Origin of the sequence: Rosettibacter firmus (assembly GCF_036860695.1) — a bacterium.
GTDB classification, from domain to species: Bacteria; Bacteroidota; Ignavibacteria; order Ignavibacteriales; family Melioribacteraceae; genus Rosettibacter; species Rosettibacter firmus.
The window spans coordinates 1,272,447-1,288,295 of the sequence record NZ_JAYKGJ010000001.1; the positions used below are offsets into that span (position 1 = coordinate 1,272,447).

Below are 15,849 nucleotides of genomic sequence, written 5' to 3' on the forward strand. Positions count from 1 at the left end.
GAAAATTTTTTATGAAATGAAAATATGTATGAAGCTCTGAAACTAAAAGAATTATTCATAGAAAGCAGAAACTCTCTCTTCAATAACAACGAACTTCTCAAAGATCCACTCAATTTCTGCAAAGAATGGAGTGTACTTGTAGAAGAATATATTTTAAAAGCTCTAAAAGGAATTAAACTTAATTGTGCAATTGCATCGGTAGGAAGTTTTGCAAGAAGAGAACTTTCTCCTTATTCCGATATAGATATAATGTTTATCTTTGAAAAAGTTGAAGGTAGTGACGAACTAATTAAAAAATGTATTACAATTTTATGGGATACTGGAATCGAAGTCTCTCATACTGTTAGAGAATTTTCTGATATTAAAAAATTCCTGAGAGAAGATCTTCATGCATTTACTCAATTTTTTGAGACAAGATTTATATGTGGAAATAAAGATGTTTACAATGAATGGAATAAAAAAGTATTGAGTTCATTAAAAAACAATAATAAAAAATTACTGATAAATGAATACTTTGAAGATACAAATCTCAGGTATCAGAAATATGGTGCTTCTGCAAAAGTTTTAGAACCAAATGTTAAATACACAGCTGGTGGATTACGAGATCTTCAGATGATTGAATGGATTTATTCTCTTAAAAATAATATAATCTTAAATACACAAAATGAAATTACACAAACAGAAACATTTATAAATATACTGAAAGAGAAAAAAATACTTGTGCCCCGTGCTGCTGCAAGATTATTAGATAGTTATAAATTTATACTTAACACACGCAATCATCTTCATCTAATTTCTGGCCATCGAAACGATCGTCTTGAGTTTTCTGACCAGGAAAAAATTGCTTATCGACATGGTTACAACGAATCGACCTGGCAGAATTATATGAAAAAATATTTTGAATCTGCAAATGTTATAAAACGTTTTGCAACAACCATGTCCAAAAGATTTATGGACGAACTTTCAAAACCAATTTCAGATTACCTTTCCATTCCACTTGACGATGACTTTAGTTTAAAAGGAGATATAATTTATCTTATAAGCAATACTGAACTTACAATGTCTGTAATCTTAAGAGCTTTTTATTATCGAGGTCTACATGATGCTCGTTTTGATGATAACTTACGATCCCAGATAATTGAAGCAGTTGTTGATCACGAAGAGGCACAAAATCTTGAAAAACAATCTTCTGTGTTTTTTAGAGAAATACTAAAACTACCAAAGAATGTCAGCAAAACTTTAATAGCAATGAATGAGCTTGGTGTACTTGGAGCATTTCTTCCCGAGTTTAAGGAGATTATAAATTTCTTCCAGCCAGGTGTTTATCATTGTTATACTGCTGACGAACATACACTTGTTGCTTTGAGTAACCTTGAAAACTTGAATTACGAAAACAATTTTCTTGGTAGACTTTTTCAAAGTATAAAAGAAAAGGATATTCTCTACCTATCAGTTATTTTTCACGATATTGCAAAACCAATAACCGTATCAGGTCATGAAATTGTTGGTGCTGAAATTGCAAACTCCGTAATGGAACGATTAGGATATGATCAAAATGAAATTCAAAAAGTTAAATTTCTTGTTCGTCATCATTTAACAATGGAACAGGTTGCATTTAGAAGAAATTTGAATGACGCTACAACTCTAAATAACTTTGCTGATATTTTCCCATCTTCCGAAATGGTTGACTTTTTATATTTACTCACTTATGCAGACTTATCTGCTGTTTCACCAGCTGTGTGGACTCAATGGAAAAGTGAACTTCTTTATGAACTCTACTATAAAACCAAGAGAATGATTGATGAAAGAATAACAGGTGAAGAACTTCTTGCATTAAGTATGGAAGAAATTATGAAAACTTCAGATATATTCGAAGATGAAGCAGTTAAAAATCATATTGATTCGATCGATGATCTTGGATATCTACAATATTTTACAGCAGAAGAAATCAATCAGCATATTGAAGAAATTGATAAAGGTTCACCTGTTTCTGTCTTTTTCAAAGAAGAAGGAGAATACACTTCAATTACAGTAATAACAAAAGACTCTGATGCATTGCTTTCCCGTCTTTGTGGTGCTCTTTCAATTAACGATCTTAATATTCACGATGCAAAAATCTTTACAAGAAAAGATGGAATTGTAATAGATAATTTTAATGTTACCGATTTCAGAACCAATCAGGTTGTAAATCCAGAAAGATATCCTAAAATATCAAAAGATATTGAACTTGCAGTAACAAACGAACTTCAAATTATTAATGAGTTCAACAGAATAAAATCAAAATGGTGGCGTCTTGAAAATAAATTCTTTAAACGAAAAGGTACTATAAAAATAGCTTTTGAAAAACACGATAAGTTTACAATCATCGATGTCTTTTCTCCAGATCGACTTGGACTTCTTTATCAAATTACAAAAAAGATGCACGAACTTGGTCTTTCAATTTACTTTGCAAAAATCAATACAAAAGCTGATGATATTGTTGACTCATTCTATGTGCTCGATAAAAACAAGAAAAAAGTCTCTGTTAATAATTATGAATTAATAAAACACGAATTAACTCAATCAATCGAAGAAATGTTATAGGTTAATTATGAACTTCATGAATAGAACAAATCCAATTGGTTTTTTCGATTCGGGAATTGGAGGTCTTACAGTTGTTAAATCTGTAATTGAACTTCTACCAAATGAAAATATTGTTTATTTCGGTGATACTGCTCGTGTACCTTATGGTAATAAATCAAATGAAACTGTAATTGAATATTCACTTCAGGCAGCAAATTTTCTTTTAAGAAAAAATATCAAACTTCTTGTGGTTGCGTGTAATACTGCATCTTCGGTTGCACTTAAAGAACTGAGAAGATTTCTTACAATTCCTGTAATTGGTATGATAGAACCTGGTTCGAAAATGGCTCTTCAAGAAACAAAAAATGGAAATATTGGAGTAATAGGAACAATCTCAACCATTAATAACAAAGCATACTCCAATCAAATAAAAAAATTAAATCCCAAAGTTAAAGTGTTTGAAAAAGCCTGTCCACTTTTTGTTCCCTTAGCAGAAGAAGGCTGGATAAATCATAAAGCAACAGAATTAATAGCCAGAGAATATTTAAAAGAATTAAAAGAAAAAAAAATTGATACTCTTGTTTTAGCCTGCACTCATTATCCAATCCTTTCTGATGTAATTCAAAAAGTTATTGGTAAAAATGTTAAACTTGTTCACTCAGGTGAACCTGCCGCAAAAATAATTGAAGAATATCTGAATGGTAGAGGTTTAAGAAATACATCGAATCAGCTTGGCAAAAGAGAATTTTATGTAAGTGATGTCCCGAATAAATTTAATGAAATAGCAGAAAGATTTTTAGGAACAAAAATTAAACATCTTTACAAAGTTGAATTAGATGAATTAACCAATGATTAATTTCTGTTGAACCTCAGATTAAAAGTTAATTGAATAACTATTCGATACTTCAGAAAAAATACTCTTAAGTCACTCTGAATGAAATGAAGAGTCTTTTTACGAAACTAAGTAGACATATTTTGCTTTACTCAATAACAAGAATCTTCTCTTTAATTAAATACCTTTATGTAATTTAAGCATTGTAATTCCGCATATTGTTTTTGCATCAACAATTTCACCTTTTTTAATTTTATCTTCAGCTTCTTCAAGAGTTAGTTCTAACAATTCCATACCTTCTTCCCCTTCTTCTCGTTGATGATCTCCTTCTTCTAAATTCTCTGCAAGAAAAATATGTAGAACTTCGTTGCAGAATCCTGGTGTTGTGTAAATTTTACCAAGCTTAATAATATTTTTAGAAGTGTATCCTGTTTCTTCCTTTAATTCTCTTATGGCACAATTCAGTGGATCTTCATCTTTATCTAATTTACCTGCAGGAAGTTCAATTATAGTTTCGTTATGAGGATAACGATATTGCTTTACAAAAATTATTTTGCCATTGTTTAAAAGTGGAACAATCACTGCCCCTCCTGGATGAACAGCAACCTGCCTTGTTGCTAAATTTCCAGAGCCATTATACTGAATATCGTCGACTTTAACACTGAATACTTTTCCTTCGAATACTATATTGCTTTTAATCATTTTGAAATTCATTAATTCCTCTACTTATTATCAATTATAAAATTACATAATTACAAAATAAACACATTATTCTACGAAATAATATTTTGTGAAATGACAAAAGTAAAAATGGAACAATGAGAAGTAAGATTTATTTTAGCAATAGAGACGTTGAGCACAACGTCTCTATATTTATACTATCATTACACTTGATTTGAAAGATAACCTTCCAGTCCCATCTGTTCAATTTGAGCTCTTTGAGTTTCTGCCCAATCAACGTGATCTTCTTCCATTTTCAAAATTTTGGTTAATAATTCTGCAGTAGATTCATCACCAACTTCTCTTGCAAGTGCAATCCCTTTATTATAAGCTTTAATAGCATCCTGCTCTGCAGCCTGATCATTATAAATAAAATCTGGCACCGATTTTCCAATTTTCATTTCTTTTAATTTGTTTACAATTGGAGTACCTTCAAGAAACAGAATTCTTTGAATTAACCATTCGGCATGATGCATTTCATCAATAGCCTGTTTTTCAATTGCTTCGTGCAATTTGTTGTAGCCCCAATTGTTACACATTTCCGAGTGAACCATATACTGACTGATGGCTGTTAATTCATCAGCTAATAAATCATTTAGAACATTGATCAATTTTTCGTTGCCTTTCATTTTTTTCTCCTAAATTTATTGAGATAAAATATTTTCGATTAGCTTTAATTCTTCTTCGGAAAAATCCAAATTGTTTAGAGTACCTACTGCATCATCAATTTGTTCAATTTTGCTTGCACCAATCAATGCAGAAGTAACGACCGGTTTTCTTAAAACCCAGGCTAATGACATTTGTGCTAATGTTTGATTTCTTTTTTTAGCGAGTTCATTTAGTTTCTTCACTTTTTCAAGTTTATCCTTTGTAATAAATTCTGGTTTTAAGAAACCCCACGGTTTTGAAGCACGTGAGCCCTGAGGTATACCATTTAGATATTTATCAGTAAGTAAACCCTGTGCTAATGGAGAAAATACGATACATCCAATACCTTCTGTTTCGAGAACATCTGTTAATCCATTTTCAATCCATCTATCGAACATATGATAACGAGGTTGATGAATAAGAAGATGATGACCCATTTGCTTAAGTATCTCTGCAGCTTTTTTGGTTTGTTCAGGATTATATTGAGAAATACCAACATACAATGCTTTTCCACTTCGAATAATTTGATCGAGTGCACCCATTGTTTCTTCAAGAGGAGTTTCTGGATCCGGTCTATGATGATAAAAAATATCCACGTAATCCAGTCCCATTCTTTTTAAACTCTGATCTAATGAAGCAATTAAATATTTACGAGAACCCCAGTTACCGTAAGGACCAGGCCACATATCCCATCCTGCTTTTGTAGAAATCACCATTTCGTCGCGATAACTTTTAAAATCTTTTTTTAGTATAATACCAAAATTTTCTTCAGCAGAACCATAGGGAGGACCGTAATTATTTGCTAAATCAAAATGAGTAATACCTGAATCAAAAGCACGACGAATAATTGCTCTCCCATTTTCAAATACATCCACACCACCGAAATTATGCCATAGACCAAGTGAAATTGCCGGAAGTTTTAAACCACTTTTTCCACAACGGTTATATTTCATTGATTCATATCTTTTATCGGATGCTAAATAATTCAATTTTTACCTCTGTTTTTTAGGGAAATAACAATACAAAGATAAACTAAATTTTTTTTAAATATTAGTGTGATTTACATGGAATTAGAAAGGGATTTATAATTTTACCATACACAATTTCACTTCATTAATGTATGAATTCAAATTTAGATTTACTTATTAGACTTCTGATATTGTAGAAAGAAGACTTATTTTTAATTCTTTTCATTTTATAGCTATTAATTTATTTATTCATGTTTAATTAAAATTGCTAAAACCTGACTAACATTCTTTCCCGATTAAATAATTTTATTGAAATTTTTGAGAATACAATACTTGTAATTAAAGTAAAAACAAAAAGAAATATCAAATACCTATTGTAAAAAATGAGTGTGCCATTACTTATTAACACAAAGAAAACCATAAAAGGGGATAATACGAGAGTCGCTACGAACTGAGATGTTTGATACTTATTTACCAAACACGAAATAGTAATGGCTACAATATTAATAAAATAAGATATAACTGGAATTAAAATAAAAATAGAAAAAAGCCATTTCAGGCTAAATAAGTGAGACAATAAAAACCTATAATTATAATAGTATGAAACTATGAGAGTAGAGAAATAAAAAAACCAGATTATAATAATTGTTGTAATTAAACTAACTAAGATTTTTCCCAAAAGAATTTCAAAATCCGTAATTGGTAGTGAAAATAAATTCTCTATGGTTCTTTCCTCTTTTTCCTTAACTATAAAATCAATAGTTAAAAACATAGGAATAATAAATGACATCACTAAAAGATAATTTAAAAGTTTTATATCTGTAAGCATGATAATTATGAGATTATTATTATCGAGTAAAGGATTTTGCTGACGATATAAACTAAGTAATTCAGAATAATTATTTACTTGGATACTTTGATAATCGACAATGGTTGGCAATATAAACATTAAAATAATTATCATAAAACCTGGTAATAAGAAAAGTAATCTTAGCTTATTAACTTTTATCTGGTGCATAAAAATTATTTTAATATTATTTATCTTCATGTTATTATCTTTTTATATAATTCTTCGATATTTATTCCTTGAGAATTATTTTCTTGAGTTTTTCGAATGTCCGAAACTATTTCTCCTTTCTTCAAAAAAATATATCTGTTACATAGTTGCTCTAAATCGCTTAATATATGACTGCTAAAAATTATTATTTTGTTATTATTACTAAAATTCTTTATGGTTTCTCTAATAGTAATTCTAACTCCTGGATCAAGAGCATTGAATGGTTCGTCTAAAATCAAAATATCTGGATTGTGTATTATAGATTTAATGAACAATAATAATTGCTTCTGTCCCTTTGAAAAAGCTCCGACTTTTTTATTCAGGTTTAGATTATATTCATTCAGTTTATTCAAAATATCTGTTCGGGTTATATTATTAAAAAAACCAGCATAAAAACTTAGGTTTTCAAATGCATTTAATTTATTATAAAAGCCGGATTCTTCAGGCATATATCCAATAATTCTTCTAAAATTTTCTGGATTTACAAAGACATCATTCCCTTCAAAAGTGATAGTACCACTATCAGGTTTGTAAAGGGTTGCAAGTAATCTTAGTAATGTAGTTTTTCCTGCACCATTTGGTCCAATCAGCCCTACTATTTCACCTTCGGATAAAGTGAAATTAATATTTTTCAATATAAGTGTATTATTTAAATATTTATCTACCTTAAATAATTCTAAAATCATAAGTTTATTTATTTTTATTAAATAAATTCAATAACTCCTATTATGCATCGGTGCTATATTTTTTATTAACCGTGCAATTGCATATCCAGCACAAAATGCAGTGAAAAAAATACCTGCTGAGTTAGCAACAACAACATCTTTAATGGACGACAACAATATCACTCCAGATTGCGCAATCGGTATCCAGAAGATTACCAACATTAATATTAGCTAATACTTCGATATTTGTTATTTCTTTCATATGAACCTTCTTTAAAATGGACTATTCTTTGGAAAAAAGGAACCTACTAAAGACCGATTGCAAAGGCTCCTAAGCCACCAGCAATGCCAACTGCAGTTACTAAAACCATAGCCCCCCAAGCTAATCGCTCGCCCCATTTATTTCCTGAATTTCTTCTACATTTAGTTCTTTCATCCCTCCATTAATTCGATAATTTCTTCCTATCTTTTAGCAGGAAATATGAAGTATAAATTCCAACAAGGCTCATTACTATAAAAGCTCCCATTTTGATAAATAGTTCTGCATCTTTGACAAAAAATAATACAAACATAAAAGCAAGAAAATAAACTGTGTTTAATGCTAAATATCCAGGAATACTTGTGGGGAAATATTTATTATTAACATTATACTTTTCTCCAACATAAATTGAAATGATCGCACTTAACAATGGAATAATCCCTGGAATAATTCCCATTTCTCTCCGTGCAAAATATAATATCATCAAAGTAGATATTGATGTTGCTATAAAAAGCCAGAATAAAATATGAAATAAGTTTTTCTTAGAACTCATTTCATTCTCCCTAAAAATTAATATAACATATAATTATAAATTATTGTGTTCATCATCTCGCAAATTACGGGAAAGGATATATTACAACCATAGTATTTGAGAATTGTTAATAAAAAGGGAGAATCACAATCCGTTTTTTCACATTGTCTTACCAATGGATATTTTATGATCTTTAAGCCCTCAAGAAAAGTCATTTAAACCTCTTATATAACAACTTTTCTTCTACTGAAAATTTACGATATCATGAAGATATATCAAAAAAAATTTTCTAAATAATATTTTTTCTAATTTGTATTAAGTTTGTTAATACATACAATTCATGTTATACATCTTTACAAGAAAATGTAAAATGCTTTTATACTCATTTGCAAAATATTTTAATCTATTCCCCAATTCTTTAAAAGCATTCACTCATAATATTGCATCAATTCATGTCCAAGAAATTTTATTACTGCTGTTATAACTCCAAGATCATCAAGATAACCAATTAGTGGTGCTAAATCTGGAATTGTATCAATAGGACTGATAAAATAAATCAACGCACCAATGACAATTGATTTACGATACCATGGAACACTTTTATCTTTCATGTATCGGTATAATGCTCTTACATCTTTGGCAAATCGAATTTTGTTGCCAACTTTTTCTAACTTTGTCCATAAACTTTCTTCAATGAAACTTTCTTTTTCTTGAAATTCTTTTTCTGAATTAACTGTGCTTAATTCTTTTAAATCCCTATCATAAAATTCGTATGCCATATTTATTTCTCCTTATAATTTTCAAACCAATCAAAAACAGTTTTCCACCACAAAAGTGAATTTTGTGGTTTAGTTACAAAATGATATTCATCAGGGAAGTATAATAATTTACTTGGAACACCTTTTCTCTGCAATGTTGTAAACAGTTCAAAAGCCTGTCCTTCTGGTACTCTAAAATCATTTGCTCCATGAATTACTAAAGTTGGAGTTTTAAAATTTTCTGCATAACGATGTGGCGACCACAACTCATATAATCTTCTATTTGTCCAGGGTGTACCATTAAATTCCCATTCAGGAAACCAGAGTTCTTCTGTAGTGCCATACATACTTTCTAAATTATAAACACCTGCATGAGAAACAAGAGCATTAAACCTATCTGTATGACCAAGAATCCAGTTAATCATGTAACCACCATAAGATGCACCAGCTGCAAAGATATTTTTTGAATCAATAAATTTGAAATTATCAATTGCAAAATCGCAAGCATTCATCAAATCGATATAAACTTTTCCGCCCCAATCACCAGAAATTTCATCAACAAACTTTTGTCCATATCCTGTACTACCACGTGGATTTGGTGCAACCACAACATAACCTTTAGCAGCAAATAATTGTAGATTCCATCTATAATGAAAATCATCTGACCAGTGTCCCTGAGGACCGCCATGTATCAAAAATATCATGGGATATTTCTTTTTTGAATCGAAGAATGGAGGTTTAATTAAAATTGATTGAACTTTTGCACCTTGAGCACCTTCAGACCAGAAAGTTTCTGGTTCATTAAATTGAATTTGTGAAAGTAATTCTGAATTTAATTTTGTTATTTGTTCAATTCCACCACCATTTGTTTTAAGTGCAAATATTTCAGAAGGCATTGTTGTTTTCTGACGTTTGAAAAATATCAATTCTCCATTTGGAGACATTATCATATCTTCGTTAACACCATCTTTCACAAAAGTTAATAAATCTCCAGTTTCAACATTTAATCTATATATGGAATTATAAATTTGATTTGCAGCATCAAAGTAAATGTATTTACCATCAGGTGACCATAAAATTTGACCAACTGATAGATCTATTTTTTCTGTTAAATTTCTCAACTTGCCAGTAGCTCTATCATAAAGAATAATATTTTGTTTATCAGCTTCAAAACCGGCACGACTCATCGAACGAAAAGCAATATATTTACCATCGGGAGAATAAACAGGTTGATTATCATTTCCTTTACTTACAGATATTTTTTTATAAGGGGCTGGTTTTCCTTTTTTTATATCAGAGACATTAATAATAAAAACATCATTGTTTGTACTTGTTGCAATAACTTTATCCATATTCATCACAAATGCAATTTCTTTACCATCAGGCGAAAAAGTATAATCCTGATTACTTCCTAAATCAATCGGAGGAATATCAAATTTTGTATTTAATATTAAATCGTAATATTCATTCTTTTCAATATCATAAAGAAAGAGATGACTTCTTTTCTCGTCTCTCCATCTATTCCAGGCACGAAACATCAATTCATCAATTATTTTTGCTTTTATTTTACTTGCTTCTTTTTCTTTATCTTTCTGTTCATTGCACTCCTGATCAATGCAATCTGGATAAACTTCTGATACAAAAAGGATTTTCTTTCCATCTTTTGACCAGATTAATCCAGATGCACCTGTATAAAAGTTTGTAAGTTGAACATCATTTTTACCATTTAAGTCGCATAACCAGATATTGTTTTTATACTCATAAGCAATTGATTTTCCATCCGGTGAAAATTTTGGATTGCTTTCATTTTCATCAGATGTTTTAAGTGGTCTTAAATTTTTTCCATCGCTATCTATTAACCATATATCAGAATTCCCTTTATTTTTTTCGATGTCATAAGTTGTAACTGTAAATGCAATTATCTTTCCATCGGGAGATAAATCAAAACTTCCTATTCTTTTCATTGCCCACAGGTCTTCTGGAATCATTGCTCTTTTTTGCTGAGCAAATGATATATTAACTAACATTAAAACCAAAAACATAATTCTAATGGAAACTTTCATAAATACCCCGCATTGAATTTTTATCTGATTAAAATTATAAAAAGATGATTGCAAAAGGAATAGTTATTTTGATTTGAAGTGTAAATAATGAAATAAATTTATTTTATCAATAGACTAAAAGATTGTATTAATTCAAGTAAGTAATTCTTCGTCTCTATAAAGAAGGAGAATGGCAGATTGGTTTACGATTACGAATTTTTGTTTTTCAATTTCAACTTCAATTGCATCTTTGCGAAGGAATAATGCAAAATCGCCTTCTTTAGCTTGAAGCGGGAAATACTTTATTGATTTTCGCTCTTTCCAGGGCTCATCATCATCAACAGGAATACCAATAGGATACCCGGGCCCAACTTTAATAACATAACCCCCCTGTACTTTTTCTTTTTCATGAACACCTGGAGGTAAATAAAGACCGCTATTGGTTCGTTCCAGATTTTCCTCTGGTTTAATTAGAACCCGATCTCCAACTATTATTATTTTATCTGTGTTAATCAATGTAAACTTCTTTTATATTTCGTATACAAAAATATAAAAGTTCATTTATCTCATCAAATGAGTAATCTAATGAAAGATTTTTGGAATAGCAGATATTCACAAACTGAATATATTTATGGTAAAGAACCAAATGAATTTTTAAAAATTGAATTACAAAAAGTCAAGCCCGGAAAAATTCTATTCATTGGAGAAGGGGAAGGAAGAAATGCTGTATATGCTGCTAAACTTGGCTGGGAAGTAGACGCAGTTGATTTCAGTGAAGAAGCTAAAAACAAAGCACTTCAACTTGCAAAAGAAAATAATGTAATAATTAATTACACAACTAAAGATCTTGCCGATTTTACGCCAAAAACAAATTACTACGATGCTGCTGGTATTTTTTATTTACACTTAAATGAAGACTTAAGAAAATCTGTTAATAAAAAAATTATCGAAGCATTAAAACCAAATGGAAAAGTCATTCTCGAAGTTTTTGAGAAAGAGCAAATTAAATATAATTCTGGTGGCCCTAAAGACGAATCTCTCCTTTATTCCCTCGAAGATATAACAGAAGACTTTATAGAACTTGATTTTGAAATATTCGCCAAAGAAAAAATATCCTTAAACGAGGGCTCTGCTCATCAGGGAGAAGCAGTTGTAATTAGATTTGTTGGCATCAAACCATTATTCCCAGATATCCACATATAGAAGAAACTCTGGAAACTAATATTTGATACTTTAGTTTCTTTATTTATATATTTCTCACAACAATAATTATTCATTCACTTAGATGAATGTAAAAGAAAAAATATTAAACCACGCCGAAGAAATCTTTTTTCTGAATGGATTTCACAAAATAACAATGGATGAATTTGCATCTTCACTTAAGATGAGTAAAAAAACAATTTATAAATATTTCCCTTCAAAAGAAGATCTGGTAAAAGCAACAGCTCATTCATTTATGCAAAAAATTAAAAGTGAAATAGAAAGTGTAGTTAACAGTAAACATCACTCAATAGAAAAAATTGTTGCTATAGTTAATATCATAAAAAACATTGGCTTACATAAAATGAGTGAAAAATGGTTAGAAGATTTACGACATCATCAACCATCTTTGTGGAAAGAAATCAATTCTTTCAGAACAAAGATGATAAACAAAAACATATCAATAATATTTCATCAAGGCGTAAAAGAAGGTTATATCATTGACGTGCCTCATCAAATAATAATAAATATCTTTATGAGTTCAGTTCAATCAATTGTAAATCCAGACTTTATAATGAACAACAACTTTTCTATAAGCGAAGCAATCGACTCAACACTAAAGATACTAATTAATGGAATACTCACAGAAAAAGGGAAAAAGGTTTATAATAAATTAATCAAGAATAAAATGCAGGTTCAAAATGATTCCGATGAAGAATAATTCTTTAAGACAACTTTTGAGAAAAAGTTTAATATCACTTTACATATTTTCACTTTTATTTATTTACAATTGTAATAATAAAAATGAAAATTACATTGAAGAATCTGGCACAATCGAGGCAACTGAAGTAACTCTTAGCTCGCAGGTGGCTGGAAAAGTAATTAAAATACTCAAAGACGAAGGAGATAAAATTTTTGCTGGAGATACAATTTTAATAATTGATCAAGAATCATTATTGCTACAATTAAAACAGGCAATTGCAAATAGAGATATTGCAAAAGCACAATATGAATTGTTATTAAAAGGGGCACGCAAAGAAGATATAAAACAGGCAGAAGAATCATTAAAACAAGCAGAAGCAAATTTCATTCTTGCTAAAAATGATAGAGATAGAATGGAAAGTTTGTATCAAACCAATTCAATTAATAAAAGACAATATGAAGAAGCTATAACACGATATGAAATTGCTCTTGCCCAATTGAATTCTGCTAAAGAATTATATAATAAAATTAAAAACTATGCACGACCAGAAGAAATTGCTCAGGCAAAAGCAAACTACGAAAGAGCTTCTGCTTCGGTGGAAATGATAGAAAAAAATATTCGTGATTGTTATGTGATTTCTCCTATAAATGGATTCATTGTAAAAAAGTTTGTAGAAGTTGGAGAAAATGTTTCAATGATGTCTTCTCTTGTAAAGATATCTGATTTGTCCGAAGTAAAATTATCAATTTATGTTTCTGAAACAGATCTTGGAAAAGTTAAACTTGGTCAAAAAGCGGAAATTAGAGTCGATTCTTTTGATAAAGTTTTTAATGGAACTGTGATCTACATTTCACCAGAAGCAGAATTCACTCCAAAAAACATTCAAACAAAAGAGGAGCGTACAAAATTAGTTTTCGAAGTAAAAATAAAAATTCAAAATCCAGATTTTGAACTCAAAGCAGGAATGCCCGCAGATGCAAAAATTTACTTTTAATATTAATACAAAAGATTATTCGACTTTACAATAAAATTATTAAACAAAAAGCTCTACATTTAAACACTAACTTTGAACTAAAAAACTTTTGGCAAAAATAATCATATTAATATGAGCATTATTCAGGTAACCAATTTACACAAATCATATGAAACACTTAAAGCTGTAAACGGCATCTCTTTTTCAATTGAAAAAGGAGAAATGTTTGGTCTTGTTGGACCTGATGGAGCAGGTAAAACAACTACAATTAGAATTTTATGTGGATTAATTAAGCAAGATGAAGGTGTTGTTTTATTAATGGGAAAAGATATACTTAAAGAAAAAAAAGAAATTCAAAATAATATTGGTTACTTATCACAAAAATTCAGTCTTTATGGAGATCTAACAGTAGATGAGAATATTGAATTTTTTGCAGAAATACACGATGTAAAAGATTATAATCAAAGAAGAGATGAACTTTTAGAATTCACAAGATTAAAGCCATTTCGAAAACGACTTGCAGATCAATTATCTGGTGGAATGAAACAAAAACTCGCACTGGCTTGCAGTCTTATACATAAACCCCAAATTTTATTTCTTGATGAACCAACAACAGGAGTCGATCCAGTTTCAAGACGTGATTTCTGGAAAATCTTGTCTCAACTTCTTAAAGAAGGAATAACAATTCTTATGACAACTCCATATTTAGACGAAGCTGAAAGATGTAACAGAATTGCGTTGATGAATAAAGGAAACATCATTGCACTTGATTCTCCAATCAAATTAAAAGAAAAAATTAATAAACAAGTAATTGAGATTGTTTGTAATCCGATAAGAAATGCATATAAACTCTTAAAAGAAAAATTCAGTCTGGAAGTTCAACTTTTTGGGGATAGAATAAATATTATATCAGATAAATCTTTTGATTACGAAAAAATTATTGATTTTCTAACTCAAAATGGAATTGAAATTATAGATAAAAGAATAACAACTCCATCACTCGAAAATATTTTTATGCATTTAATAAAATAGGAATATAATTTGTGCATCAACTTAATAGATAAGATTCTAAAGCTTTAAAAACTTTTTCTTTTGGCATTTGTTCACCAGTCCAGATCTCGTATGACTTAGCTCCCTGTTCAACAAACATTTTCAGTCCAGTAATAATACTTGCACCTTGAGATTCAGCAATTTTTAGTAACTTAGTTTTTACTGGAGTATAAACTACATCAAAAACTATTTGATCTTTAGTAAAAGATTCTGGAATTGTAGTTGCTGCATCATCAACATCTGGATACATTCCAATTGATGTTGTATTAACAATCAATTTAGAATTTCTGAATACATCAACCAGATCGGGGGGCACTAAGGGATAAGATTTTATATTAGAGAAAAGCATTTTAGTTGAAAAATAATCTTTCAAAGATTCTGCTAATTGTTCAGTACGATTAACAATATTAATTCTTTCTACTTTGAAGTTTCGAATTAAAGAATAAATAACACTTCTCGAAGCACCACCAGCTCCTATAACAGTTACAGTTGCACCCTGCAAATCATCTTTATAAGGAAGTAATGATTCTATAACACCAAGAACATCTGTATTATAGCCTCTTAAAATTCCATCATCGTTTACAATTGTATTTACAGCACCAATAATACTTGCTTCTTCAGAAATATCTTTTAGATGAGGTAATACTTTTTCTTTTAATGGAATTGTAACATTAAATCCTTTAATACCGAGAGCAATCATACCCCTTAATGAATCTTTAAGAGCTGATGGGGGCACATCAAAAGGCAAATAAATATAATTGAGTCCCGAGAGTTCAAATGCAATATTATGCATCAAAGGAGAAAATGAATGCTTAATTGGATGACCTATAACACCTACAATTTTGGTATTATGATTAAATTTATTTTGAATTTGCATGGC

At 29.8% G+C, this 15,849-nt stretch carries 17 protein-coding genes; 6 read left to right on the plus strand and 11 right to left on the minus strand.

The features are described 5' to 3' along the window. The first annotated feature begins 24 nt into the window (after positions 1 to 24). Both glnD and murI read left to right on the plus strand, forming a co-directional pair. On the plus strand, positions 25 to 2,583 hold the full coding sequence (glnD, locus tag VJY38_RS05425) for a [protein-PII] uridylyltransferase (protein ID WP_353679653.1): 2,559 nt from the start codon (positions 25 to 27) through the stop codon (positions 2,581 to 2,583). 7 nt (positions 2,584 to 2,590) lie between these two features. Then, a complete protein-coding gene (gene murI, locus VJY38_RS05430; protein WP_353679654.1) occupies positions 2,591 to 3,418 on the plus strand; it encodes a glutamate racemase in 828 nt (275 codons plus the stop codon). A 153-nt stretch (positions 3,419 to 3,571) separates the two neighbouring features. On the opposite strand, the gene VJY38_RS05435 is transcribed toward murI, so the two are convergent. The 10 genes from VJY38_RS05435 to VJY38_RS05480 all read right to left on the minus strand — a co-directional run bounded on the left by VJY38_RS05435 (position 3,572) and on the right by VJY38_RS05480 (position 11,559). Beyond that, on the minus strand, positions 3,572 to 4,108 hold the full coding sequence (locus VJY38_RS05435; protein ID WP_353679655.1) for an NUDIX hydrolase: 537 nt from the start codon (positions 4,106 to 4,108) through the stop codon (positions 3,572 to 3,574). A gap of 170 nt (positions 4,109 to 4,278) precedes the next feature. Further along, positions 4,279 to 4,743: a bacterioferritin gene (bfr, locus tag VJY38_RS05440; protein ID WP_353679656.1), complete on the minus strand. Its 465-nt coding sequence runs from the start codon at positions 4,741 to 4,743 to the stop codon at positions 4,279 to 4,281. A gap of 15 nt (positions 4,744 to 4,758) precedes the next feature. Next, the gene (gene mgrA, locus VJY38_RS05445) at positions 4,759 to 5,751 is read right to left on the minus strand and encodes an L-glyceraldehyde 3-phosphate reductase (RefSeq protein WP_353679657.1); all 993 of its coding nucleotides are present in this window, start codon (positions 5,749 to 5,751) and stop codon (positions 4,759 to 4,761) included. 247 nt (positions 5,752 to 5,998) lie between these two features. Beyond that, positions 5,999 to 6,778, minus strand: coding sequence for an ABC transporter permease subunit (locus VJY38_RS05450; protein WP_353679658.1), 780 nt, complete (start codon positions 6,776 to 6,778; stop codon positions 5,999 to 6,001). Continuing rightward, entirely contained in the window at positions 6,775 to 7,473 is a 699-nt protein-coding gene (locus tag VJY38_RS05455) for an ABC transporter ATP-binding protein (RefSeq protein ID WP_353679659.1), read from the minus strand. The genes VJY38_RS05450 and VJY38_RS05455 overlap by 4 nt, the downstream gene beginning before the upstream one ends. A 27-nt stretch (positions 7,474 to 7,500) precedes the next feature. After that, the gene (locus VJY38_RS05460) at positions 7,501 to 7,626 is read right to left on the minus strand and encodes a hypothetical protein (RefSeq protein WP_353679660.1); all 126 of its coding nucleotides are present in this window, start codon (positions 7,624 to 7,626) and stop codon (positions 7,501 to 7,503) included. A gap of 269 nt (positions 7,627 to 7,895) precedes the next feature. Continuing rightward, positions 7,896 to 8,264: a hypothetical protein gene (locus VJY38_RS05465; RefSeq protein WP_353679661.1), complete on the minus strand. Its 369-nt coding sequence runs from the start codon at positions 8,262 to 8,264 to the stop codon at positions 7,896 to 7,898. Between the two features lie 407 nt (positions 8,265 to 8,671). Continuing rightward, a complete protein-coding gene (locus VJY38_RS05470) occupies positions 8,672 to 9,022 on the minus strand; it encodes a YkvA family protein (RefSeq protein ID WP_353679662.1) in 351 nt (116 codons plus the stop codon). 2 nt (positions 9,023 to 9,024) lie between these two features. After that, positions 9,025 to 11,064: a dipeptidyl-peptidase 5 gene (locus VJY38_RS05475; RefSeq protein ID WP_353679663.1), complete on the minus strand. Its 2,040-nt coding sequence runs from the start codon at positions 11,062 to 11,064 to the stop codon at positions 9,025 to 9,027. Positions 11,065 to 11,196: 132 nt separating this feature from the next. Continuing rightward, positions 11,197 to 11,559, minus strand: coding sequence for a co-chaperone GroES (locus VJY38_RS05480; protein ID WP_353679664.1), 363 nt, complete (start codon positions 11,557 to 11,559; stop codon positions 11,197 to 11,199). A gap of 69 nt (positions 11,560 to 11,628) precedes the next feature. Here VJY38_RS05480 and VJY38_RS05485 point away from each other — a divergent pair, with 69 nt between their 5' ends. From VJY38_RS05485 to VJY38_RS05500, 4 genes are all read left to right on the plus strand, one after another. Continuing rightward, on the plus strand, positions 11,629 to 12,246 hold the full coding sequence (locus VJY38_RS05485; protein ID WP_353679665.1) for a class I SAM-dependent methyltransferase: 618 nt from the start codon (positions 11,629 to 11,631) through the stop codon (positions 12,244 to 12,246). An 82-nt stretch (positions 12,247 to 12,328) separates the two neighbouring features. Further along, a complete protein-coding gene (locus VJY38_RS05490; RefSeq protein WP_353679666.1) occupies positions 12,329 to 12,964 on the plus strand; it encodes a TetR/AcrR family transcriptional regulator in 636 nt (211 codons plus the stop codon). Further along, a complete protein-coding gene (locus VJY38_RS05495; RefSeq protein ID WP_353679667.1) occupies positions 12,945 to 13,940 on the plus strand; it encodes an HlyD family secretion protein in 996 nt (331 codons plus the stop codon). The genes VJY38_RS05490 and VJY38_RS05495 overlap by 20 nt, the downstream gene beginning before the upstream one ends. Positions 13,941 to 14,051: 111 nt before the next feature. After that, entirely contained in the window at positions 14,052 to 14,951 is a 900-nt protein-coding gene (locus tag VJY38_RS05500) for an ABC transporter ATP-binding protein (RefSeq protein WP_353679668.1), read from the plus strand. Positions 14,952 to 14,967: 16 nt separating this feature from the next. Here VJY38_RS05500 and aroE read toward each other — a convergent pair whose 3' ends face one another. Next, positions 14,968 to 15,846, minus strand: coding sequence for a shikimate dehydrogenase (aroE, locus tag VJY38_RS05505; RefSeq protein ID WP_353679669.1), 879 nt, complete (start codon positions 15,844 to 15,846; stop codon positions 14,968 to 14,970). Positions 15,847 to 15,849: the final 3 nt, after the last annotated feature.